The following is a 23,548-nucleotide window of genomic DNA, read 5'->3' on the forward strand; positions in this document are numbered from 1 at the left end:
ATTTTATGAAAAGAATAGAATCACCACAAAATTCACTAGTGAAGTATTGGAAAAAGCTAGTGACAACTAGAAAAGAACGTGAACGCTCTGGCGAATTTATCGTTGAAGGATTCCATTTAGTTGAAGAAGCAATTAAAAACAATGGTGAGGTACTAACAATTATCGTCCGTGAAGGTGTGGACATTCCACATACATGGAATATGGATGACATTTTTGTTGTAGAAGTAACACAAGCAATTGCAAAAGAATTATCTGAAACAGAACACCCTCAAGGGATCTTCGCACAATGTAAACAACGTGAGGTAACAGAGGAAGAACAAACAGGCTGGACTAAATTATTATTAATTGATGCAGTTCAAGATCCGGGCAATGTAGGTACAATGATTCGTACGGCAGATGCAGCTGGTATTGATGCGGTTATTCTTGGTAAAGGCTCAGCTGATGCTTTCAATCCAAAAACAGTACGCTCTGCTCAAGGCTCGCATTTCCATATCCCTGTTGTAAAAGGAGACCTTGGAGACTGGATTGACAATTTACAAGACCGTTTAATCCCAGTTATCGGGACAGCTCTAGATAATGCAGTAGTCTATTCTGAAGTGAAAAAAGGCGATAAATTTGCACTTATTATGGGCAATGAAGGCAATGGTATTCACCCAGACTTACTTGCAAAAACAGATGCCAATGTTATCATTCCGATTTTAGGGCAAGCTGAATCTTTAAATGTAGCAGTAGCTTCTGGTATTTTGTTATATAACTTCGCAGTTTCAGCAAAGTGACCTTGAAGAAAACAATTTAGTTGCGTATAATGATTATTATTGCATACAATAATTAAAAATAATTTAAATGCTTCGATCGGAAAAAGTATATGTTTCTACACTTTTAAGGGAGTGCTCGCCAAAGACTGCAAGCGTGCATAAAGTTGTATTACATGGAAGTTCACTCCGTTAGCAGCCACCGGGACCAGCAATTGCTGTAAAGGTAGGCCGGTTTAGAGCCGTTATGTCAATGAAGTGATTGTACTTAAGTACAATAACTAGGGTGGTACCGCGAACTATGTCCTCGTCCCTTTTTAGGGGGCGAGTTTTTTTGTGCAGATTTTTTATAGTCTACATAAAAGAAGGTTTGCATGTTTAGTAAAAACAATCTGTTTTTACTATTCGATATTGGAAGGAGGAATTTAAATGGCAATGGAAGAACAATTAAATCAGCTAAAGGAAGAAGCTTTAGCGAAAATTGCAGCGGCATCGAACTCTAAAGAGTTGAATGATGTGCGTGTTGCTTATTTAGGTAAAAAAGGTCCGATCACGGATTTATTAAAAGGGATGGGTAAACTTCCTGCAGAGGAACGTCCTAAAATGGGTGCTCTAGTAAACGTTGTACGTCAAGAAGTGACTGAGGTGCTTGAAGCACGTGCGCAATTACTAGAGGAAAAAGCGGTACAGGAACAACTTGAAAAAGAATCAATTGACGTGACTTTACCAGGACGTCCTATAAAAGTTGGTAGTAAACATCCGCTAACAAAGGTTGTTGAAGAAATCGAAGACTTATTCATCAGCATGGGATATGAAATTGCGGAAGGACCAGAAGTTGAAAAAGACTATTATAACTTCGAAGCATTAAACCTACCAAAAGGTCACCCTGCTCGTGATATGCAAGATACATTCTATATTTCTGAAGAGATTTTACTTCGTACACAGACTTCTCCTGTACAAGCTCGTACTATGGAAGAGAAACAAGGTGCTTCTGTGAAAATTATCTGTCCGGGTAAAGTATTCCGTCGTGACAGTGATGATGCTACACATTCGCATCAATTCAATCAAATTGAAGGACTTGTAATAAGCGAGAACATTACAATGAGCGATTTAAAAGGTACTTTGGATCTTTTCGCGAAAAAAATGTTTGGCCAAGAACGTGAAATTCGTTTACGCCCAAGTTTCTTCCCATTCACTGAGCCTTCAGTAGAAATGGATATCTCTTGTTTCAAATGTGGTGGAGCTGGCTGTAGTTTATGTAAACAAACAGGTTGGATTGAAATTTTAGGTGCCGGTATGGTACATCCAAACGTTCTTGAGATGGCTGGATACGATCCTAAAAAAGTTTCAGGCTTCGCATTTGGTATGGGGCAAGAACGTATTGCAATGTTGAAATATGGGGTGGATGATATCCGTCATTTCTATACAAATGACATCCGATTCTTATCACAATTCCACCGCACAGAAGAGTAAGGAGGGGTAAACATGCTAGTATCGTTAAAATGGTTAGAACAATATGTTGATTTACAAGGCCTAGAGCCAGCAGTTTTAGCAGAAAAAATTACACGTTCTGGGATTGAAGTGGACGGTGTTGCAAACCTAGCTGAAGGTATGAAAAAGCTAATGGTTGGCGAAGTGAAAGAAAAAGTAAAACACCCAGAAGCGGATAAATTAAATATTTGCCAAGTAGATTTTGGTGAAGAAGAATTATCACAAATCGTATGTGGTGCTCCAAACGTAGCAGTTGGTCAAAAAGTGATCGTTGCTCGTCCAGGTGCTCATTTACCAGGTGGTAAAATCAAAAAAGCCAAACTTCGTGGTGAAGTATCAAACGGTATGATTTGTTCATTACAAGAGCTTGGTATCGAAGGTAAATTAGTACCAAAAGCTTACAGTGAAGGTATTTTCGTATTACCTGCAGAAACACCAGTAGGGGCAGATCCACTTGAAGTGCTTGGCCTATATGACACAGTACTTGAACTTGGTTTAACACCAAACCGTTCAGATGCTATGAGTATGTTAGGTGTTGCTTATGAAGTAGGAGCAATCCTTTCAGAGGATGTTAAATTACCGGAACTAGAGTATACAGAATCAGCTGAAAAAGCTTCTGATTATTTAAAACTTCGTGTAGATGCACCGGTAGAAAACCCTATGTACGTAGCAAAAGTTGTGAAAAACGTTAAAGTCGCTGAGTCTCCATTATGGTTACAACAGCGTTTAATGGCGGCTGGCGTTCGTCCGCATAACAATGTTGTCGATGTTACTAACTACATCTTAATGGAATATGGTCAACCGCTTCACGCATTTGACTATGACCGTTTAGGAACAGGGGAAATCGTAGTTCGTTTAGCTAATGAAGGCGAAAAAATAACGACTCTTGATGATAAAGAACGTACATTAAATGCGAATAATCTTGTTATTACTAATGGTAAAGAGCCAGTAGCTGTAGCTGGAGTTATGGGCGGATTAAACTCAGAAGTGCATGATGGGACAACGACTGTTGTCATTGAATCAGCATACTTTGAAGGTTTATCAGTACGCTACACATCAAAAGACTTAGGTTTACGTAGTGATGCAAGTGCCCGTTTTGAAAAAGGTCTTGATCCGAACCGTGTTATTCCTGCGGCGGAACGTGCAGCTAAATTATTAGCAGAACTTGCTGGTGGGGAAGTATTAGCTGGCTCAGTTATTTTTGATGAATTGGATAAAACACCTGCAAAAGTAATCGTTTCTCCTGACTTTATCAATGCTCGTCTTGGTATGAAGATTTCTTTAGATGATATGGTGTCCATTTTAAAACGTTTAAAATTTGATGTTGAAACTGCGAATGGCATGCTCTATGTAGATGCACCAACTCGCCGTCAAGATATTAAAATTGAGGAAGATATCGTCGAAGAAATTGCACGAATTTATGGCTACGATGAAATTCCAACAACACTTCCTGTAAGTGAAACAACACCTGGTGGTTTAACACCTTATCAAGCAAAACGTCGTATCGTACGTGCATATTTAGAAGGTGCAGGTCTTCACCAAGCGATTACTTACTCATTAACATCTGATACACTTTCACAAAAATTTGCATTAGAAACAGCGCCTGTTACAAAACTGTTAATGCCAATGAGTGAAGAACGCAGCACATTACGTCAAAGCTTAATCCCGCATTTAGTGGAAGCAGCATCTTATAATGTCGCACGTCAAGCAGACTTAGTAGCACTTTATGAAGTAGATTCTGTATTCTTAGGTTTAACTGAAGAAAATCTTCCACATGAAGAAGAGCATGTAGCTGCAGTTATCACAGGTAAGTGGTTAGATCACGCTTGGCAAGGTGAACATAAACAAGTTGATTTCTTCGTATTAAAAGGAATCGTTGAGGGTCTATTTGATCGCCTAGGTTTAGCAGCTGCAGTAACATTTGAACGTGCTACTGTAGCTGGTTTACACCCAGGACGTACGGCTAACGTATTATTAAATGGCAACCGTATTGGTCTAATCGCGCAATTGCACCCAACTGAACAAAAAGCAAATGGTTTAAAAGAAACGTACGTAATGGAAATGAACTTAGCAGCTATTTTAGAAGCTTCTACTGAAGCACTAGTTTACGTTCCAGTTCCACGTTTCCCATCGATGTCTCGTGATATCGCATTAGTTGTGGACAGAAGCACAGCGGCAGCGGATCTTGAAGCAATTATCCGTCAAGCAGGTGGCACTTTATTGAAAGATGTTCGTGTCTTCGATTTATATGAAGGAGACAAAATGGAAGAAGGTAAAAAATCAGTAGCCTTCTCACTACAATACTTCGAACCTGAGCGTACTTTAACAGATGAAGAAGTAGTAGCAGCACATGACGAAGTGTTAAAAGCATTAGCAGAAGCAAATGCACAAATTCGTTAATTAAATAGATTTTTAAACTAAATACCTGACCAGACGTTATGTCTTGGTTAGGTATTTTTTTTTATTATCCTTTTCATGGAAGTAACTATCTGTTATACTTATTGTATAACAAAGAAGAGGTGAACAAGATGAGTTCATTATTAATGATGCTTTTACCGATAATAATCATTCAGTTTATTTTAATGATTGTTGCTTTAATTGACCTAGTGAAAATTCCGCAAACAAATGGGCCGAAATGGCTGTGGGCTATTGTGATTGTTTTTGGGAACATTATAGGGCCGATTATTTACTTTATCTTCGGGAGAAAACAAGTATGAGTCAGTTATTACAAGTTTCAGCGTTGCAAAAGAATTATGGACAGCATGAAGTGATAAAAAATATATCTTTTGAGTTAACACAAGGAACGGCAACGGCTTTAATTGGACCAAATGGAGCAGGTAAAACAACTATATTATCAATGCTTGCTGGGCTATTAAAACCAACAAATGGGCAAATTCAATTCGACGGAATAGTAGGGGACCCGAGAGCTGCGATTGGATTTTTACCACAATATCCACAGTTCAATACTTGGCTAACAGCGAGTGAATTTTTAATAATGGCAGCTAGATTAAATGGGTTGACTGCTCAAACTGCGAAGGAAGAGTCAGAGAAAATGCTTCAATTCGTTGGATTAAAAGATGCAGCGAATAAGAAGATTGGTACGTTTTCTGGTGGTATGAAACAAAGATTGGGTCTAGCACAAGCCATTATACATAAACCCAAACTCCTCTTATTGGATGAGCCAGTATCTGCTCTTGATCCAGCAGGTCGCTTAGATATGATGAATTTGATGAAATCACTACAACAAGAAATGACGATTTTGTATTCAACACATATTTTGAATGATGCTGAGCAAATGACGGATCAGCTATTATTCTTGAAAGCTGGTAAATTAGTTGAGAAAGGTTCATTGCAAGATGTAAAAGCAAAATACGAACATCGTCAAATTGTAGTGGAATTTAAAGAGGTAGAAGAAGCTACTCAATTTGTAGTGAACAGCACATTCAGTGCAGAGCAACATGGTAACATCGTAATTTTGCAGACAGATGATATGCAACAAGTTATTCAGGAGTTAGCAAAAGAGACCTTTACAATCCGGAAAGTCGAGCAGCAATCTGCTAGCTTGGAGGAAATCTTCATGAAGGTGGCAAAACTATGATGCAATGGCGTGTACTTTTACAAAAAGAATGGCGTGATCATGTACGTAGCTTGAAGATATTATGGATTCCTCTAGTGTTTGTATTATATGGTGTTATGCAGCCGGTAACACTATATTATATGGAAGATATTATGAAGGCTGTCGGCAATATGCCTGAGGGCTTTGATAGTGGCATAACAGATATGACATCAGTTGAAGTAATAGCTTCTACAGTCGGACAGTTCCATCTCATTGTTTCACTTATTATTGTTTTAAGCTTTATGGGGATTATTAGTAAGGAAAGAAAAAATCGTACAGCCGCGCTACTATATGTACGACCAATATCTTTTTCTTCGTATTACTTCAGTAAGTGGTCTGGAGCAACAATTGTTGCACTCGTTAGTACAATAATAGGCTTATTAGCGAGTTACTATTATACAGTGATTTTATATAATGAAGTAGACGCTTGGCGGATAGCAGCCCTCATTGGCACGTATAGTCTATGGGTATTGTTCGTCGTGACGGTAACAGTCACAGCGAGTGCATTATTCTCTACGGGTGTTGCGGGTACTCTAGCAATTCTTCTGACGTATTTTCTACAGCTAATCGATAGCATTATCGGACAGTTCTGGACAGTGTCTCCTTTGAAATTGGGCACATACGCAGTAACGTGGCTTGGGTCAAAACCAGATAGTAGTGATTTTTGGTTATCGGTCGTCGTGACGGTTGTTGCCATAATAGTGTTAATGTTTGTTGGAGTATTTGGAGCAAGAAAGAATATGGAAAATATAAAAATATAAAAAAACAAGCTATTCCTTCTCTTGATGAAAGAGAGGAATAGCTTGTTTTTATTTGGAGCGTTTTTTAGCGGCAATGGCATGTGCTTTTTGCGTATTTGCAAAATGCCATTTCGTCATAGATTTTAATGTTGCTTCGCCCTTCGATAGTAAAATACGCGCGGCCATTTCATCCACCTTATTACTAGCTCCCTTTTGAAGATCAAAGCCAACTAAATCGCCGAGGCGGTCCATTTCTTTTAAGAAGGCGTATCGTGCTAGAATAGATGCAGCGGCTACTGAAACATGAATTTGTTCTGCTTTTGTAGCAAATAGTACATTCTCTTTAACGATGATTTTTTCACTTTTTAGGTGGTTATAGTAAATGCCACGTTCCGCAAATTGGTCAATTAAAATATGTGCTGGTTTTTCTGGTGCAATTTTGCCGAGCACGTTATGAAGTGCTTGGTTGTGCATCATTGCTTTGATTTTCCCTTGAGACCAGCCTCTAGCTTGGATGGTGTTATATTTGTCGTTTCGTACAGTTAGAATGCTATGAGGTAGTGCTCGCATTAAGTCAGGCGCGATTTGTCTCATAAAGTCATCCGTTAGCATTTTAGAGTCTTTAACACCGAGTTCACGAACAAGTGCAATTTTATCAGCAGATACATATACGGCGGCTACCGTTACGGGGCCGAAGTAATCGCCTGTTCCTGTTTCATCAGAACCCATTACGGAGAGTTGTTCAAAATTGGAAGGCAACTTATCACCCTTTGATGACGTCTTTTTAGTCGTAGGATCATTAGGTTTCCCCCATCGACTAGACTCCCGTTCGGCTCCGTTTCCTTGAAACATCACTTTGCCAGATTTATATGAAGTGATAGAAGTATCGCCTAACTTCGCAGCAAATATGACTCCTGGCGCATTGCGTTCTACTCTAGATGAGGCATAATAAGAAGCAAGTTCTCCTTGCTTTTCGGTTGTTAAAACAATTACAATATTAGACATTTTATAGTCCTTTCTACTCTCGTTATTCACATGATAAACAGTTTCATGGTATGATTAGAAATAGGATTTTAAGGAGGGGCAGCTGTGTCAGAGCAACAAAAAAATCGAATTTCAGTTGATATATATGGTCAAACATATACTATGCTTGGTACAGAGTCAACAACACATATGCGTTTAGTCGCGTCCACAGTTGACAATACTATGAGAGAGATTAAACAGGCAAACCCGAGCCTTGACAGTACAAAACTGGCCGTCCTTACAGCTGTAAATTCAGTAAATGATAGTTTAAAATTAAAAGAGCAACTTGCATTATTAGAAGAAGAACTGAAAAAACTAAAGGATTGAAGTAAATGATCGATATACTTATAATTATTTTATTAATTGCCGGCATTATCACTGGCGGAAGAAGAGGTTTAGTAGTCCAGTTGATACATATCATTGGATTTTTAATCGCGATGATTGTCGCTTATGTTTATTATAAACCTTTAGCTGAGAAATTTGTGCTTTGGATTCCATATCCAGCAGTTGACGGGAATACGACGTTAACTTATGCGATGGAACAATTAGATCTTAGTCAAACATTTTATCAGCTACTGGCCTTTGCACTTATTTTCTTTGTCGTTAAATTTGCAATGCAAATTGTAGCGTCAATTTTTGATTTCTTAAAATATGTGCCTATTATAGGTCCGTTCAATCGCTTTTTTGGCGGAATACTAGGATTTATAGAAGCTTATATATTAGTATTTATTTTACTTTATATTTTAGCATTGTTACCATTAGATAGTATCCAAAAGTATGTGGATAATTCAATCCTAACAAAATTAATGCTCGAATATACACCAATTATTTCGAACATGTTCAAAAATATGTGGTTTGTCTACATGAAATAACTGCTCTCAACTGAGAGCAGTTTTTTCACGAATAAGGAGGTCATTTTTTGAATAAAAAAACTATCATTCGTACATTTGAAAAAATTGCCTTGTATTTAGAATTACAGGGTGTTAACCCATTTAAAATTTCAGCATTTAGAAAAGCTGCGGCAGCACTAGAAGCAGATACAAGAAGCCTAAGTGAAATTGAAGATATTACTGCGATAAAAGGTATAGGTAAAGGAACTGCGGCAGTGATAGAGGATTTACTGGCAACGGGTGAATCTTCAGTTTTAAAAGAACTTGAAGAGGAAGTACCTAAAGGGTTACCACCGTTATTAAAATTACCAGGACTTGGTGGGAAGAAAATTGCTAAGTTATATCAAGAGTTAGGCGTAGATTCAGCAGAGGCGCTAAAAGCGGCTTGTGTAGAAGGCAAAGTGTCTGCTCTTGCAGGCTTTGGTAAGAAAACTGAAGAAAAGATATTAAAAGAACTTGAGGCATTTGGCACACGTTCTGAGCGACTACCAATTTGGCAACTAGATAAGGTAGTACAAGAAATAGAGAGTATTTTAAGTGGAATTGCTGAAGTGCAACAGTTTTCGGTTGCAGGTAGCTTTAGACGGGTAAAAGAATCGAGTAAGGATGTAGATTTCATCATTGCAACGGCAAACCGAGAAGCGGTCAAAGAACAACTTTTAGGGGCACTTGTCATTTCAGAGACGATTGCAGCTGGGGATACTAAAATCTCAGTAACTTTGGACGCTGAAGAACCCGTTAGTGTTGACTTCCGTCTAGTGACACAAGATGAATATGCAACGGCACTTCATCACTTTACTGGGTCAAAAGAACATAATGTGAGAATGCGTCAATTGGCAAAAGACCTTGGTAAGAAAATAAGTGAATACGGTGTAGAGCAGGCGGATGGATCTGTAACAACATTCACTTCTGAAACTGAATTTTTTGCTCATTTCGATTTACCGTTTATCCCACCTAGTATACGAGTAGGCAATAAAGAATTTGACCGTTTAGATGAGATTAAGGAACTTGTTCAATTAGAAGATATTCGTTCTGATTTGCATATGCATACAACATGGTCTGATGGTGCTTATGCAGTACATGAAATGGGTGAAGCGCTCATAGCTAGAGGTTATGAATATGGGGTTATTACGGACCACTCACAATATTTAAAAGTCGCAAATGGTTTAACGCCTGTTCGTTTAATCGAACAGCGTAAAGAGATTTGGGCATTCAATGAAAAGCATCCAGATTTCCGTTTGCTAGCAGGAACTGAGATGGATATTTTACCTGATGGCTCTCTTGATTTTGAAGATGATGTGTTAAAGGAATTAGACTTTGTCATTGCGTCGATTCACTCTAGCTTTTCACAGCCGCAAGAGAAAATTATGGATAGGCTACATAATGCTCTAAAAAACCCATATGTTCATATGATTGCCCATCCTACTGGCCGTATCATTGGTGACCGCGAAGGCTATAATCCAGATATCCTACAATTGATTGAATGGGCTAAAGAATATGGTAAAATTTTAGAGTTAAATGCAAACCCATATCGCCTTGATTTATGTGAAGAACATTTAGAAATGGCGGCAGCTGCTGGGGTGCCGATTGCAATAAATACGGATGCACATGCCATTGATCAACTTCGTTTTATGGAAGTTGGAACGAAATACGCTCAAAAAGCATGGTTAAAGAAAAATAATATCGTGAATACGTGGACATTAGAAGATTTTGTCCACTTTATACAGAAGAAATGAAGGGGAGGTGTTTTGAATGATAGCAGAACGCGCATTGAAAACACTAGAATTTGATAAAGTACGTGCTCAAGTAGCTTCATATTGTACATGCTCTTTAGGGAAAACTGTGATCGATGAGCTTGTCCCTGAAACTGATATTGAAAAAGTATTACAACTATTAGATGAAATGGATGAAGGTTTATCAATTCTACGCGTTAAAGGTAATGTACCGATGGGCGGTATTTTCGATGTCCGTCCGCATGCTAGACGTGCGCAAATTGGTGGTGTCCTTAGTCCAGTTGAATTGATGGAGATTTCGAGCACAATTCGTGCAAGTCGTATACTACGTCAGTTTATTGAAGGAATTGAAGTAGAAGAGGATATACAAATCCCATACTTCATTCAGAAAAAAGAAAGCATGCCAACATTGACAGGCTTACAGCATGAGATTAATGCTTGTATCGATGAGAACGGTGCTATTCTAGACTCTGCTAGCTCTGAGCTTCGTTCAATTCGTCAGCAATTGCGAGCACAAGAAGGTCGTGTTCGTGAAAAATTAGCGAGCTTAACACGTGGTACTAATGCAACAAAAATGCTATCTGATGCCATTGTTACAATTCGTAATGATCGTTTTGTTATTCCAGTAAAATCAGAATATCGTAGTCATTACGGTGGTGTTGTACACGATCAATCTTCATCTGGTCAAACACTATATATTGAACCGGATGCTGTCGTACAAGCGAATAATGAAATCCATCAATTAAAATCAAAAGAACAAGTTGAAATCGCACGCATTTTATTAATGTTATCTCTAAAAGTACAAGAGGTAGCACATGACATCTTTATCACTGTGCAATTACTTGGTGAAATTGACGTCATTTTAGCAAAAGCAAAATACGGACAAGCCAATAAATGTTCGAAGCCGATTATGAATAGCGATGGATATATTAAATTAGGTAAAGCACGTCATCCTTTACTACCAATTGAAGAAGCAGTAGCAAATGATATTGAATTTGGTAAAGACTTCACTTCAATCGTAATTACTGGACCTAACACAGGTGGTAAAACGGTTACGTTAAAAACAGTGGGGCTATGTACATTAATGGCGCAATCTGGTATTCCAGTACCGGCTTTTGATGGTTCGCATCTTGCGGTATTTAATCAGTTATTTGCTGATATTGGAGATGAACAATCGATTGAGCAAAGCTTGAGTACATTTTCATCACATATGGTGAATATTGTTGATATTTTAAATCAATTCGATGATCGTTCACTCATTCTTTTTGATGAGCTTGGAGCAGGGACTGACCCACAAGAAGGTGCAGCACTTGCCATCTCAATTTTAGATGAAGTACATGGTCGTGGAGCACGAGTAATGGCAACAACTCACTATCCTGAGTTAAAAGCATATGGCTATAATCGTCCAGGTGTTGTCAATGCAAGCGTAGAATTTGATGTGGAGACGTTGAGCCCGACTTATCGTCTATTAATAGGAGTTCCAGGCCGTAGTAATGCCTTTGAAATTTCTACACGTCTTGGTTTACCTGATTCTATTATTGATCGTGCTAAAACATTCACAGGTACTGATCGACATGAAGTCGAATCAATGATTGCGTCTCTAGAAGAAAGTCGCCGTCAATCAGAAGAAGACGCTGAAAAAACACTTGAATTACGCAAGCAAGCAGAAGCACTTCAAGCAGAGTTAGATGAAAAATTAAAAGCTTATGAAGCTAAAAAAGAAGCATTAGAACAAAAAGCAAAAGACAAAGCACGTAAAATCGTAGATGAAGCTAAAAAAGAAGCAGAAGAGGTTATTTCAGAACTTCATAAAATGCGCTTAAATGCAAATAAGATTGTCAAAGAGCATGAAATCATTGATGCACGTAAACGTTTAGAAAAAGCCGCTCCGGAAAATAAAGTATTGAAAAAGCAACAGCAATTGAAAGCGCGCGCTCAAGAATTATCTAAGGGTGACGAGGTAAAAGTACTGAGTTACGGTCAAAAAGGTGTGTTACTTGAAAAAGTATCAAATTCTGAATGGGTTGTGCAAATTGGAATCTTGAAGATGAAGCTTGATGAATCAGATTTAGAGTATGTGAAACCTGAAAAAGATAAGCAAACTGTAAATGTTTCAAGTGTTCGAAATCGAGACTCTAATGTTAAGTTAGAATTAGATCTACGCGGTGAACGTTATGAAGATGCGATTGTACGTACGGAAAAATATATTGATGATGCATTACTGTCAAATTATCAACGCGTCTCGATTATTCACGGTAAAGGAACTGGAGCATTGCGCCAAGGAATTCAAGCTTTACTAAAGAGACATCCACGTGTAAAATCCTATCGTTTTGGCGAAGCAGGAGAAGGCGGCTATGGTGTGACAGTAGCCGAGCTTAAATAAACCTTTTAAAGTAATCAAAGATAGAGAAAAAAATTGACATTGAAAAGGGGATATTTATGTTATTAAATGGATTTTGGCAATATCCTGTTGTCGAGGCTGCTGGTAATTTCAGTGTTGTTGTCCTTTGCTTAATCCTATCAATGGTGATATTTGAAATCGTAACAAAATACAAAAATTGGGTAGAAATAAAAAGAGGCAATGTAGCAGTTGCACTTGCAACAGGCGGGAAGATATTAGGTGTGTGTAATATTTTCCGTTACTCCATTGAGAAGCATAACTCACTCGCAGAAATGCTGGGTTGGGGATTGTTTGGTTTTATTTTACTAATATTTGCATATGTATTATTTGAATTTATGACACCGACATTTAAGGTAGATGAAGAAATTGAAAAGGATAATCGATCAGTTGGTTTTATTTCGTTTACAATTTCATTAGGTCTGTCATTTGTTATCGGTGCAAGTATTTCTTAGGGGAGAGTATATGGAAACTTTATCGAAAGTACTAATTGGCGTATGTATTGCGTTTATTTTAGTAGGAATCGTCTATTTAGTAATGAACTAGTTTTGAAGTCCTTTATAGGGCTTCTTTTTTTATGTATTTAATCAATAGGTGTTGAAGGACTAACTAACGTTATAATTTCATTATTAACAACCCTATAAAATAATATGATTAAAAAAATGTTAAATAGTGTATATAATTGATACTACTTTTATGGTAATAGAGATATAATATTAATAGTTTAGAAAAAAATGTATAGGAGTATCTGTTTCCAAGAATTTATTTCTTAATCATATGGAGGGCAAAATGAATTTGTATAATAAAAAAAAATCTATAAGTCTAACAAAATGTACATTCATATCTATGGGAATTCTGTTAGCTTCAAGTGTCAGTTCATTCGAAACACCAATATCAGCAAAAAAAGTTGAGGCAGCTACCGTAAAAACGTATACAGTAACTGCGAATGTAAATTTACGAACTAAAGCCTCGGCAAAAGGGAAAATTCTATTAACAATACCAAAAGGAAAATCTGTTTCATACATTTCTAAAACCGGCAGTTGGTATAAAGTAAAATACGGTAAGGAAATAGGTTATGTTAGTACAAGCTATATTAAAGTAACAACCAAAACGACTGCAATCTCCACTTTCGCTGCAACAAATTATCAAACAAAAGAAAAAGTGAATTTACGGTCTAGTAACTCTACAAAAGGGAAAGTACTATTATCGATTCCAAAAGGCAAGACGGTGAAAGCTACCGCGAAATCTGGAGCATGGTATAAAGTAACATACGGAGGCAAAACTGGTTGGGTAAGTAGTTCATATGTGAAAGAGTATGATGCCTATAAAGAGACTAAAACTACTTATTTTCTAATAAAGAAAACGGCTTCACTGCGTATAACACCTAGCACCAAAAAAGCACAAGTATACTCTATCCCAACAAATAATATTTTCAGGTCTACGCAATCAGTGGTGAATAGTAAAGGTGAAACTTGGTATCGAATATCTTACAAGGGTAAGAATTATTTTGTGCAATCTACTGTAGTTAGTAAAGTAACACCAACCCAAGTGACAAGTACGGATTATAAAGCCAATTCATCAACATCTTTATTTGCAGAAGCCGGAGTTTCACATACTATACTAACTAGCATTCCAAAAGGTGCAAAAGTGACTTCGACCGATCGAGTAGGCAATTGGTATAAAGTAACTTACGAAGGTAACACAGGGTTTATAGATAGTACTAAATTTAGTGTCGATACGCCAATTATCGATACGGCACCGGATGATAATGATGACGATACCCCTACATTACCCAATGGTTCACCAATTAGTCAGATGACCATTTATAATATTGAAGATTTAAAACTACTCAAATCAAATTCTACATCATCAGATTTGTTAAAAGTGATTCCTGCTAATACAAAGCTGACGACGACTTATAAAGCAAGTAATGGTTGGTATCAAGTAAGTTTTGCAGGTTTTACAGGTTTTATATCAGGTTCTTCTTTAATCGATGAAACAACGAAGGCAAGAATCGCTAGTCTAGAATCCAATCCAAATAGCTATCTGTTTATGGATCTTCGTACTAAGTCGTCTGTAAAAGCTGATCAAATCAATACGTATATTGCGAGTAAGACTGCCGGGAAAGCAAACGTTTTAACAGGGAAAGGACAAGCGATTATTAATGCTGCCGATAAGTATGGCGTAAATGCTCTATATTTTGCAGCACATGCAATTCATGAGAGTGGATTTGGAACTTCCGACATTTCTTTTGGAAGAAACAACTTGTTTGGCTTCGGAGCATATGATATTACCCCATTCATAGGTGCTGTTAAATTTGATTCCATAGACAACAATTTGGAATTTATTGCGCAATCAATGAAGGCTACTTATTTAAATCCTGCCAATTGGAAATACAATAGTGGGGCCTATTTAGGGTACTCCGTTAAAAACGTTAATGGAGCTCGCATTGATTCCTTAAGTAAAGGGATGAATTTTTATTATGCAAGTGATACTAATTGGGGAACTGCAATTGCCAATCATATGAACGGAATCTTAGCATATGCTAAAGAAGGAGCAACTTCAAAAGTACCTAATACAGTTGTTCCCTCTGCTCCAAAGTATCCGGAGCTTAAAGATGTGTTCCCAACTGGAACGTTAGCAATTGCGAATAGTAGTTTGAATGTATTCAGTGAAAGAGGCAGTACAAATAGTGTTGCAGCAACTATTCCAAAAGGTGAGTCTTTCAATTTACTAGAAAAGCACAATGATTATTGGCTAACGGTATCCTATAAAGGGAAAAAGTATTATACAAATGTTGTAAGTTTCAGTGCTTACAATAAACATTTTACTGTAAAGAACTTAGCACGTGTTAATACTTCTTCAGCTAATGGCATAGCATTAAATGTACGCTCAGAAGGAAATGCGTCCAGTTCTAAAGTCGGTGAAATTTCAAACTACCAATTTGTTGAACTCGAAATAGATGAAAATAATAAGCCAATAATGAGTGGAACTTGGTATAAAGTAAAATTACCGAACGGAAAACAGGGCTATGCATCTGGTGCCTATTTAATTCGGGAATTAAATAAATAAGTATATATTGTAAAATACAAAAATCTGACTTCGATCATAAATTGAAGTCATTTTTTTGTCTGGTTAAGGTGAACTTCATTGTTTTGGTATATTTAGCTTATTTAAGTGAATTATAATTGGTAAGATTTTTATTACTCCAAATAGAAGGAATAAGATTATTTCCAATATATTGATATTAAATTTGAAAGCGTTACCACTTTTACTTTATACTGAATAATAAGAGTATTCTTATAATTTTATAACAAAGGGGGAATGGAGCATGACTGAACAGATTTGGCTGTCAAATTATCCGGATAATATTCCTACGTCTTTGGAATATGAAGCAATTCCTTTGCAAGAGTATTTGACAAGAGCGAGCAGCAAGACACCTTCCAAAGTTGCGATTCATTTTATGGGGAAGGATGTTACGTACAAAGAGTTGTACGAGAGCTCATTAAAGTTCGCCAATTATTTAGTATCCATTGGTATTGAGAAAGGTGATCGTGTAGCCATTATGCTACCAAACTGTCCTCAAGGCGTTATAGGTTATTTTGGGGTGCTATATGCCGGAGGAATTGTCGTTCAAACAAACCCGCTTTATACAGAAAGAGAAATTGAATACCAGATGAAAGATTCGGGAGCGAAAGTGATTTTATCTTTGGATATTTTATATCCGCGTATTGCAAAGGTTATGAAGGATACTCATTTAGAACATGTCATTATTACAGCGATTAAGGACTACTTACCTTTCCCGAAAAATTTAGTGTATCCATTTATTCAAAAGAAGCAATATGGATTTAAGGTTACAGTTGAGCATAGTGGTAGCAATCATTTATTTACAGAAGTTATGAGAGTAAGCACAACTGAACCAATCGCTTTAAGTTTTAATATTGAAGAGGACATTGCATTATTGCAATATACAGGCGGTACAACCGGCTATCCTAAAGGAGTTATGTTAACGCATAAAAACTTAATAGCGAACGTACAAATGTGTAGTGTATGGATGTCAGAGTGTATACCTGGTGAAGAAGTAATTATGGGGGTGCTACCATTTTTCCATGTTTACGGAATGACTACGGTATTACTATTGTCTGTTATGCGCGGAGATAAAATGGTACTATTACCGAAATTTGATGTTGAAACTACTTTAAAAACCATTCAAAAACAAAAAACAACGCTTTTCCCAGGGGCACCTACCCTCTATATTGGTTTATTAAATCATCCAGATATTGCGAAATATAACTTATCTTCTATCAAGGCGTGCATGAGTGGTTCGGCACCATTGCCAATTGAAGTACAAGAGAAATTCGAGAAGATTACTGGCGGAAAGCTTGTAGAAGGATACGGTTTAACAGAAACATCGCCTGTAACACATTGTAATTTTATTTGGCATAATGAGCGTGTAAAAGGTTCTGTCGGCGTCCCTTGGCCGAACACAGACGCAGCTATTCTTCAAGTAGACTCAACAGAGCCATTACCAATTGGTGAGATCGGTGAAATTGCTGTGAAAGGTCCTCAAGTGATGAAAGGATACTGGAATCGTCCGGAAGACACAGAAATGGCGATGCGTGATGGTTGGTTTTTAACTGGAGATTTAGGCTATATGGATGACAAAGGCTACTTTTATGTTGTTGATCGGAAAAAGGATATCATCATTGCTGGTGGGTTCAATATTTATCCTAGAGAAATCGAAGAAGTTTTATATGAGCATGAAGCTGTCCAGGAATGTGTAGCACTCGGTGTACCTGATCCATATCGCGGTGAAACAGTGAAAGCTTTTATCGTATTAAAAGAAGGTATGAAAGTGACAGAAGAAGAATTCAATGCTTATTGCAGAGATAACTTAGCAGCATTTAAAGTGCCGCGTATTTATGAATTCCGCGATGAACTACCAAAAACTGCTGTTGGTAAAATACTGCGCCGTACTTTACAAGATGAAGATAAAGAAAGAATACAGAAAATTATGTGAAAATAATGACAAGTCGGCTTGACAAGTGTAAAATGAAATTATAAGATGAAAATATGAATGAATAGTCATTCATATTTTCATTTTTTATATGGTGGTGATCGTATTGAAGAAAGATAAACCGAAATATAGACAAATTATCGATGCGGCCGTTATTGTAATTGCGGAAAATGGTTATCACCATGCACAAGTTTCCAAGATTGCTAAACAGGCAGGCGTCGCCGATGGAACAATCTATTTATACTTTAAAAACAAAGAAGACATATTAATTTCGGTATTTAAGGAAAAAATGTCTGTGTTTGTAGAAAATTTACAGTGTATAATAAGAGATGGAAAGTCATCGTCTGAAAAGTTAAATGCGATGATTGAGAATCATTTCCAGGTGTTAGCAGGGGATCATCATTTGGCTACAGTTACACAATTAGAGCTTCGTCAGTCTAATAAAGATGTTCGTCTCAAAATTAATACGATATTAAGAGAGTATTTAGTATTACTTGATGAAATATTAGTAGAAGGTATGGAGACGAAAGAATTCAATCCAGAGATGGATCTGCGACTTGCTCGTCAGCTCATTTTCGGAACGGTTGATGAAGTAACAACATCATGGGTCATGAATGATCATAAATATGATTTAACTGCGCTAGCACCGAAAGTACAACATTTAATACTCAATGGAATAAAAGCATAGGCAATTGTAAAAATTAATTGGTTGAATTGGTAGCAGCCAATCCATTGCTTCGATTCAACTCGGAAACTACTTACATAGCCAAATGCAAAGGGGGAAATGGGAGTATGGAATTTTTACGTTGGACAGTTGAAGATGGGGTTGCAATTGCAACGATTCAGCGCCCACCCGCTAATGCTTTATCGCGGGGTCTAATTTTAGAAGTAAATGAACTTTTAAATGCTGTAGAGCACGATGATTCAGTTCGAGTCATTGTATTGCATGGAGAAGGAAGATTCTTCTCAGCAGGAGCAGATATTAAAGAATTTACAGATGTTACATCGGGTGCTGAATTTGTAAAATTATCTGCTAATGGACAAGATGTCTTTGAACGTTTAGAGAAATTCTCTAAGCCAGTTATTGCTGGAATTCATGGCGCTGCTTTAGGTGGGGGACTTGAGCTAGCGATGAGTTGTCATTTCCGCTATGTGACTGAAAACGCGAAATTAGGATTACCTGAATTACAATTAGGGTTAATTCCTGGTTTTGGTGGTACACAGCGTTTACCTCGATATGTTGGGGTAGCAAAAGCGGCAGAAATGATGTTCACTAGTAATCCAATTTCCGGTACTGAGGCTGTTAAGTGGGGCTTAGCAAACGCTGCCTTCTCTGATGAGGAATTACTACCTCAAACGATTGCAACAGCGAAATGTATTGCGAAGAAAAGCTCGGTTGCTTTAAAAGCTGCAATCGACATGCTGCAATATGCTAAACATACTTCATTCTATGAAGGCATTGAAGCTGAGGCAAAAGCTTTTGGTACCGTTTTCATGTCTGAGGATGCCAAAGAAGGTATCCAAGCATTCATCGAAAAACGTGAACCAACTTTCACAGGAAAATAAAAATAGTATTAGGAGGTTAGTTGAATGAACATTTTTGTATTAGTAAAACGTACTTTTGACACAGAAGAAAAGATTGTTGTAACTGGTGGGGCAATCCAAGAAGATGGAGCTGAATTCATCATCAACCCATACGATGAATACGCAATCGAAGAAGCTATTCAAGTTCGTGATGCACAAGGCGGCGAAGTAACAGTTGTTACTCTCGGCGGAGAAGATGCAGAAAAACAACTCCGTACAGCTTTAGCAATGGGAGCTGATAAAGCAGTCTTAATCAACACTGAAGATGATTTAGATGAGCTTGATCAATTCTCAGCCGCATATATTTTAGCTGAATACTTAAAAGATAAAGAAGCAGATCTTATTTTAGGTGGTAACGTTGCTATAGATGGTGGCTCAGGTCAAGTAGGTCCACGTGTTGCGGAATTACTAGGCATAAACTATGTAACAACGATTACAAAACTTGAAATCGATGGCAAAACAGCGAAAATCATTCGTGACGTAGAAGGGGATTCAGAAGTTCTTGAAGCAGAGTTACCACTTCTAGTGACAGCACAACAAGGTTTAAACGAACCTCGTTACCCATCTTTACCTGGTATTATGAAAGCGAAGAAAAAGCCTCTTGAAGAGCTAGAATTAGATGATTTAGATATTGACGAAGATGATGTTCAAGCAAAAACTACAACAGTTGAAATTTACTTACCAGCTCAAAAAGTAGCTGGACGTGTATTAGAAGGCGATTTATCTGATCAAGTGAAAGAGCTTGTTAGTCTATTACATTCAGAAGCGAAAGTCGTTTAAGCTGATTTTAAATTGTATGGGAGGGACATAACATGTCTAAAAAAGTATTGGTATTAGGTGAAGTACGCGAAGGAAGCTTAAGAAATGTATCATTCGAAGCTATTGCAGCTGCAAAAAAAGTGTCTGGTAGCGGAGAAGTTGTTGGCGTTCTAATCGGAGACGCTGTAGCGAATCTTGCCCAGGAACTTATTCAAAACGGTGTAGACCGTGTAGTGACTGTTGAACACCCACATTTAAAACAGTATACTTCTGATGGTTTTAGTCAAGCATTTATGGCTGTTACTGAGCAAGAGCAACCAGAAGCAATCGTTTTCGGTCATACTGCTCTAGGTAAAGACCTTTCTCCTAAACTAGCTAGTAAATTACAAAGTGGTTTAGTATCAGATGTTACAGATATTGAAGGGGAAGATGACTCAGTAGTTTTCATCCGTCCAATCTATTCTGGTAAAGCATTTGAAAAAGTACAAGTGAAAGAGGGACTTGTGTTCGTGACAATCCGTCCAAATAACATAGCTCCTCTAGCAAAAGATGAATCTCGTTCAGGTGATGTGTCATCGATTTCTGTAGATATTACGAATCTACGTACTATTATTAAAGAAGTTGTTCGCAAATCAACAGATGGCGTTGATTTATCAGAAGCGAAAGTAGTAGTAGCTGGTGGACGTGGCGTGAAAAGCGAAGACGGTTTTGCACCATTAAAAGAGCTTGCTAACGTACTAGGTGGCGCTGTTGGTGCTTCACGTGGAGCGTGTGATGCCGATTACTGTGATTATTCATTGCAAATCGGTCAAACAGGTAAAGTAGTTACACCTGATCTTTATATCGCTGCTGGTATTTCAGGTGCAATCCAACATCTAGCTGGTATGTCTAACTCAAAAGTTATCGTTGCGATCAATAAAGATCCAGAAGCGAATATCTTTAAAGTAGCTGACTACGGTATCGTTGGAGATCTTTTTGAAGTTATCCCAATGCTTACTGAAGAGTTCAAAAAGTTATTAGTAAACGCATAATAGATGCGTCTAAACCCTGTAAACGGTCATACCATTTACAGGGTTTTCTTCATATAAGCATACATACTAACGTGTGATAGACGTTTTTTACTATCGTTATTGCAAAATAATGCTGTTATAAGCATAACAGTCGCTCGTGCTTTTCATCCATGCTATACTACCGTTATACGTAAGTTGAAGGAGGATATTTAATATGGCAATCGTACACGCAACAGATGCAAGCTTTTCAAATGATATCGCAGAAGGTTTAGTACTAGTTGACTTTTGGGCAACTTGGTGCGGACCTTGTAAAATGATCGCTCCTGTTTTAGAAGAACTAGATTCTGAATTAAACGGTGCAGCTAAAATTGTTAAAGTTGATGTAGACCAAAACCAAGAAACAGCAAGCAAATTCGGCATTATGTCAATTCCAACTCTTTTATTATTCAAAGACGGAGAGCCAGTTGATAAAACTGTTGGTTTCCAACCGAAAGAAGCATTAGCAGAATTCATTCAAAAACACGCTTAATCTTAGAAAAAATGAATATTAAACCGGGTTCCTACAATGGTTCCCGGTTTTTTTTAGAATTAATAGAGATTAAAACTATTCTGTATAAAATTTAGATACAGCGCCTGGCCCTCGAGATCAAAAGCTCATTTGAAATGGAGGTTAAAGAGCAACCTTTATGACAATTTGTCTATGATAGTCAGAACGGACCTAGGTGCTCGCACTTTTCTAAGAAGGTGATAAGGTGAACGAATTAATAAAGCAAAAGTTAGCTATTCTACCTGACCAACCTGGTTGTTATTTGATGAAGGATCGTCAAGGAACAATCATTTATGTCGGCAAGGCTAAAGTATTAAAAAATCGCGTACGTTCTTATTTCACAGGCAGCCACGATGGTAAAACGCAACGACTTGTTAGTGAAATAGAAGACTTCGAGTACATCGTGACATCTTCGGATTTAGAGGCATTTATCTTAGAATTAAACCTCATTAAAACACATGATCCGAAATACAACATTATGCTGAAGGATGACAAGACGTATCCATATATTAAAATAACGAACGAGAGGCACCCTCGACTTCTTATAGTCCGAAAAGTTAAAAAGGATAATGGTAAATACTTTGGACCTTATCCAAATAGCTTTGCTGCAAATGAAACGAAAAAATTACTTGATCGCCTATATCCGCTAAGGAAATGCACAAATTTACCGAATCGAGTTTGCTTATATCATCATTTAGGACAATGTCTAGCTCCTTGTGTAAAAGAAGTTGAGAAAGAGCAATATCAAGAGATAATTCAAGATATTACGAGTTTTCTCAACGGCGGCTACGGGGAAGTTAAAGAAGATTTAAATGCAAAAATGCTCGATGCAGCTGAAAAATTAGAGTTCGAACGAGCAAAAGAATATCGAGATCAAATTGCCCATATTGAAACTGTCATGGAACGCCAGAAGATTACGCTTACTGATCTAACGAACCGTGACGTTTTTGGTTATGCGGTTGATAAAGGTTGGATGTGTATCCAAGTATTCTTTGTACGACAAGGAAAGTTAATCGAGAGAGATGTTTCATTATTCCCGATTTATCGAGACCCTGAGGAAGAATTCTTAACATTTGTGGGACGCTTTTATGAACAGGCAGAACATATCAAGCCGAAGGAAATCTTCATACCTACGAATATTGAAGGGGACCTTCTAGCTACAGTACTTGATGTAAAAGTGACGATTCCTCAAAGGGGAAAGAAAAAAGAACTTGTTGATTTAGCGAGTAAAAATGCACAAATTGCTATCTCTGAGAAATTCCAGTTACTTGAGCGTCAAGAAAAAAGGACAATAGGTGCCTGCGAAGAATTGGGAAATGCGATGAATATTGCGACACCGCTTCGCATAGAATCATTTGATAACTCCCATATTTTTGGTGCGGACGCCGTTTCAGCGATGGTTGTTTTTATTGACGGTAAGCCGAGCAAAAAGGATTATCGAAAATATAAAATTCAAGTTGCTGCAAAGCACGACGATTACGGAGCAATGCGAGAAGTCATTCGCCGAAGATATACTCGTGTATTAAGAGATGGCTTACCCTTACCCGATTTAATCGTTATTGATGGTGGGAAAGGACAAATGGAAGTGGCAAGAGAAATCTTAGAAGATGAGCTTGGTTTAGATATTCCTATTGCAGGTTTGGCAAAAGATGATAAACACCAAACTTCTCAATTGCTGTATGGCTCGCCGCCAGAAATTATTCCGTTGAAGAGAACGAGTGAAGCATTTTATCTTTTACAAAGAATTCAAGATGAAGTTCACCGTTTTGCTATTACCTTCCATCGCCAATTACATGAGAAGAATGCCATTACATCTGTTCTCGATGAAATTGAAGGAATTGGTCCGAAACGTAAGCAGCAGCTTCTCAAACAATTTGGATCTGTTAAAAAAATTCGTGAGGCATCCTATGAAGAGTTAATTGCTGCGAATGTACCAAAAAAACTAGCTCATACCATATTTACTTATTTTTCTGAAAAATAAATTGCAG

20 protein-coding genes and 1 other annotated feature are annotated in these 23,548 nt (G+C 37.5%); of the genes, 19 read left to right on the top strand and 1 reads right to left on the bottom strand.

Going from position 1 to position 23,548, the window contains the following annotated elements; genetic code table 11:
• Positions 1-5 precede the first annotated feature (5 nt).
• From AC3IS5_RS04975 to AC3IS5_RS05000, 6 genes are all read left to right on the top strand, one after another.
• The gene (locus AC3IS5_RS04975; protein WP_489426815.1) at positions 6-776 is read left to right on the top strand and encodes a TrmH family RNA methyltransferase; all 771 of its coding nucleotides are present in this window, start codon (positions 6-8) and stop codon (positions 774-776) included.
• A 63-nt stretch (positions 777-839) separates the two neighbouring features.
• Positions 840-1,070 (top strand) — a binding site (T-box leader).
• A 117-nt stretch (positions 1,071-1,187) separates the two neighbouring features.
• On the top strand, positions 1,188-2,225 hold the full coding sequence (gene pheS / locus AC3IS5_RS04980) for a phenylalanine--tRNA ligase subunit alpha (RefSeq protein WP_489427818.1): 1,038 nt from the start codon (positions 1,188-1,190) through the stop codon (positions 2,223-2,225).
• A gap of 12 nt (positions 2,226-2,237) precedes the next feature.
• Positions 2,238-4,643, top strand: coding sequence for a phenylalanine--tRNA ligase subunit beta (gene pheT / locus AC3IS5_RS04985; RefSeq protein ID WP_489426816.1), 2,406 nt, complete (start codon positions 2,238-2,240; stop codon positions 4,641-4,643).
• Between the two features lie 128 nt (positions 4,644-4,771).
• Positions 4,772-4,960 (top strand): PLD nuclease N-terminal domain-containing protein, encoded by a 189-nt coding sequence (locus AC3IS5_RS04990; RefSeq protein WP_489426817.1) that lies wholly within the window; start codon positions 4,772-4,774, stop codon positions 4,958-4,960.
• Positions 4,957-5,841 carry an ABC transporter ATP-binding protein gene (locus tag AC3IS5_RS04995; RefSeq protein WP_489426818.1) on the top strand — a complete coding sequence of 295 codons (885 nt, stop codon included), beginning with the start codon at positions 4,957-4,959 and terminating at the stop codon, positions 5,839-5,841. The genes AC3IS5_RS04990 and AC3IS5_RS04995 overlap by 4 nt, the downstream gene beginning before the upstream one ends.
• Positions 5,838-6,620 carry an ABC transporter permease gene (locus AC3IS5_RS05000; RefSeq protein WP_489426819.1) on the top strand — a complete coding sequence of 261 codons (783 nt, stop codon included), beginning with the start codon at positions 5,838-5,840 and terminating at the stop codon, positions 6,618-6,620. The genes AC3IS5_RS04995 and AC3IS5_RS05000 overlap by 4 nt, the downstream gene beginning before the upstream one ends.
• Positions 6,621-6,668: 48 nt before the next feature.
• Here the strand turns inward: AC3IS5_RS05000 and rnhC are convergent, their stop codons facing one another.
• Positions 6,669-7,604: a ribonuclease HIII gene (rnhC, locus tag AC3IS5_RS05005; protein WP_489426820.1), complete on the bottom strand. Its 936-nt coding sequence runs from the start codon at positions 7,602-7,604 to the stop codon at positions 6,669-6,671.
• Between the two features lie 84 nt (positions 7,605-7,688).
• On the opposite strand from rnhC, the gene zapA reads away from it, so the two are divergent.
• From zapA to uvrC, 13 genes are all read left to right on the top strand, one after another.
• Positions 7,689-7,949, top strand: coding sequence for a cell division protein ZapA (zapA, locus tag AC3IS5_RS05010; protein WP_489426821.1), 261 nt, complete (start codon positions 7,689-7,691; stop codon positions 7,947-7,949).
• Positions 7,950-7,954: 5 nt separating this feature from the next.
• Entirely contained in the window at positions 7,955-8,494 is a 540-nt protein-coding gene (locus AC3IS5_RS05015) for a CvpA family protein (RefSeq protein ID WP_489426822.1), read from the top strand.
• A gap of 47 nt (positions 8,495-8,541) precedes the next feature.
• Positions 8,542-10,248: a DNA polymerase/3'-5' exonuclease PolX gene (polX, locus tag AC3IS5_RS05020; RefSeq protein WP_489426823.1), complete on the top strand. Its 1,707-nt coding sequence runs from the start codon at positions 8,542-8,544 to the stop codon at positions 10,246-10,248.
• Between the two features lie 16 nt (positions 10,249-10,264).
• Entirely contained in the window at positions 10,265-12,628 is a 2,364-nt protein-coding gene (locus tag AC3IS5_RS05025) for an endonuclease MutS2 (protein WP_489426824.1), read from the top strand.
• A gap of 56 nt (positions 12,629-12,684) precedes the next feature.
• Positions 12,685-13,098 (top strand): DUF350 domain-containing protein, encoded by a 414-nt coding sequence (locus AC3IS5_RS05030; protein WP_489426825.1) that lies wholly within the window; start codon positions 12,685-12,687, stop codon positions 13,096-13,098.
• A gap of 334 nt (positions 13,099-13,432) precedes the next feature.
• Complete coding sequence (locus AC3IS5_RS05035; protein WP_489426826.1) at positions 13,433-15,715, top strand: SH3 domain-containing protein; 2,283 nt, start codon at positions 13,433-13,435, stop codon at positions 15,713-15,715.
• 259 nt (positions 15,716-15,974) lie between these two features.
• Entirely contained in the window at positions 15,975-17,663 is a 1,689-nt protein-coding gene (locus AC3IS5_RS05040; RefSeq protein WP_489426827.1) for an AMP-binding protein, read from the top strand.
• A 103-nt stretch (positions 17,664-17,766) separates the two neighbouring features.
• Positions 17,767-18,348 (top strand): fatty acid metabolism transcriptional regulator FadR, encoded by a 582-nt coding sequence (fadR, locus tag AC3IS5_RS05045; protein WP_489426828.1) that lies wholly within the window; start codon positions 17,767-17,769, stop codon positions 18,346-18,348.
• 104 nt (positions 18,349-18,452) lie between these two features.
• The gene (locus AC3IS5_RS05050; protein ID WP_489426829.1) at positions 18,453-19,226 is read left to right on the top strand and encodes an enoyl-CoA hydratase; all 774 of its coding nucleotides are present in this window, start codon (positions 18,453-18,455) and stop codon (positions 19,224-19,226) included.
• Between the two features lie 24 nt (positions 19,227-19,250).
• Positions 19,251-20,024, top strand: coding sequence for an electron transfer flavoprotein subunit beta/FixA family protein (locus AC3IS5_RS05055; RefSeq protein WP_489426830.1), 774 nt, complete (start codon positions 19,251-19,253; stop codon positions 20,022-20,024).
• Positions 20,025-20,056: 32 nt separating this feature from the next.
• Positions 20,057-21,034 (top strand): electron transfer flavoprotein subunit alpha/FixB family protein, encoded by a 978-nt coding sequence (locus tag AC3IS5_RS05060; protein ID WP_489426831.1) that lies wholly within the window; start codon positions 20,057-20,059, stop codon positions 21,032-21,034.
• 193 nt (positions 21,035-21,227) lie between these two features.
• Positions 21,228-21,542 (top strand): thioredoxin, encoded by a 315-nt coding sequence (trxA, locus tag AC3IS5_RS05065; protein WP_053416565.1) that lies wholly within the window; start codon positions 21,228-21,230, stop codon positions 21,540-21,542.
• Positions 21,543-21,765: 223 nt separating this feature from the next.
• Positions 21,766-23,541 (top strand): excinuclease ABC subunit UvrC, encoded by a 1,776-nt coding sequence (gene uvrC, locus AC3IS5_RS05070; RefSeq protein ID WP_489426832.1) that lies wholly within the window; start codon positions 21,766-21,768, stop codon positions 23,539-23,541.
• Positions 23,542-23,548 lie beyond the last annotated feature (7 nt).

The organism is Viridibacillus sp. KH_047 (genome assembly GCF_057838945.1).

Coding starts and splice junctions, on each gene's coding strand:
- AC3IS5_RS04975 (WP_489426815.1), top strand. CDS start 6: ATGAAAAGAATAGAATCACCACAAAATTCACTAGTGAAGTATTGGAAA.
- pheS (WP_489427818.1), top strand. CDS start 1,188: ATGGAAGAACAATTAAATCAGCTAAAGGAAGAAGCTTTAGCGAAAATT.
- pheT (WP_489426816.1), top strand. CDS start 2,238: ATGCTAGTATCGTTAAAATGGTTAGAACAATATGTTGATTTACAAGGC.
- AC3IS5_RS04990 (WP_489426817.1), top strand. CDS start 4,772: ATGAGTTCATTATTAATGATGCTTTTACCGATAATAATCATTCAGTTT.
- AC3IS5_RS04995 (WP_489426818.1), top strand. CDS start 4,957: ATGAGTCAGTTATTACAAGTTTCAGCGTTGCAAAAGAATTATGGACAG.
- AC3IS5_RS05000 (WP_489426819.1), top strand. CDS start 5,838: ATGATGCAATGGCGTGTACTTTTACAAAAAGAATGGCGTGATCATGTA.
- rnhC (WP_489426820.1), bottom strand. CDS start 7,604: ATGTCTAATATTGTAATTGTTTTAACAACCGAAAAGCAAGGAGAACTT.
- AC3IS5_RS05015 (WP_489426822.1), top strand. CDS start 7,955: ATGATCGATATACTTATAATTATTTTATTAATTGCCGGCATTATCACT.
- AC3IS5_RS05025 (WP_489426824.1), top strand. CDS start 10,265: ATGATAGCAGAACGCGCATTGAAAACACTAGAATTTGATAAAGTACGT.
- AC3IS5_RS05030 (WP_489426825.1), top strand. CDS start 12,685: ATGTTATTAAATGGATTTTGGCAATATCCTGTTGTCGAGGCTGCTGGT.
- AC3IS5_RS05035 (WP_489426826.1), top strand. CDS start 13,433: ATGAATTTGTATAATAAAAAAAAATCTATAAGTCTAACAAAATGTACA.
- AC3IS5_RS05040 (WP_489426827.1), top strand. CDS start 15,975: ATGACTGAACAGATTTGGCTGTCAAATTATCCGGATAATATTCCTACG.
- AC3IS5_RS05050 (WP_489426829.1), top strand. CDS start 18,453: ATGGAATTTTTACGTTGGACAGTTGAAGATGGGGTTGCAATTGCAACG.
- AC3IS5_RS05055 (WP_489426830.1), top strand. CDS start 19,251: ATGAACATTTTTGTATTAGTAAAACGTACTTTTGACACAGAAGAAAAG.
- AC3IS5_RS05060 (WP_489426831.1), top strand. CDS start 20,057: ATGTCTAAAAAAGTATTGGTATTAGGTGAAGTACGCGAAGGAAGCTTA.
- trxA (WP_053416565.1), top strand. CDS start 21,228: ATGGCAATCGTACACGCAACAGATGCAAGCTTTTCAAATGATATCGCA.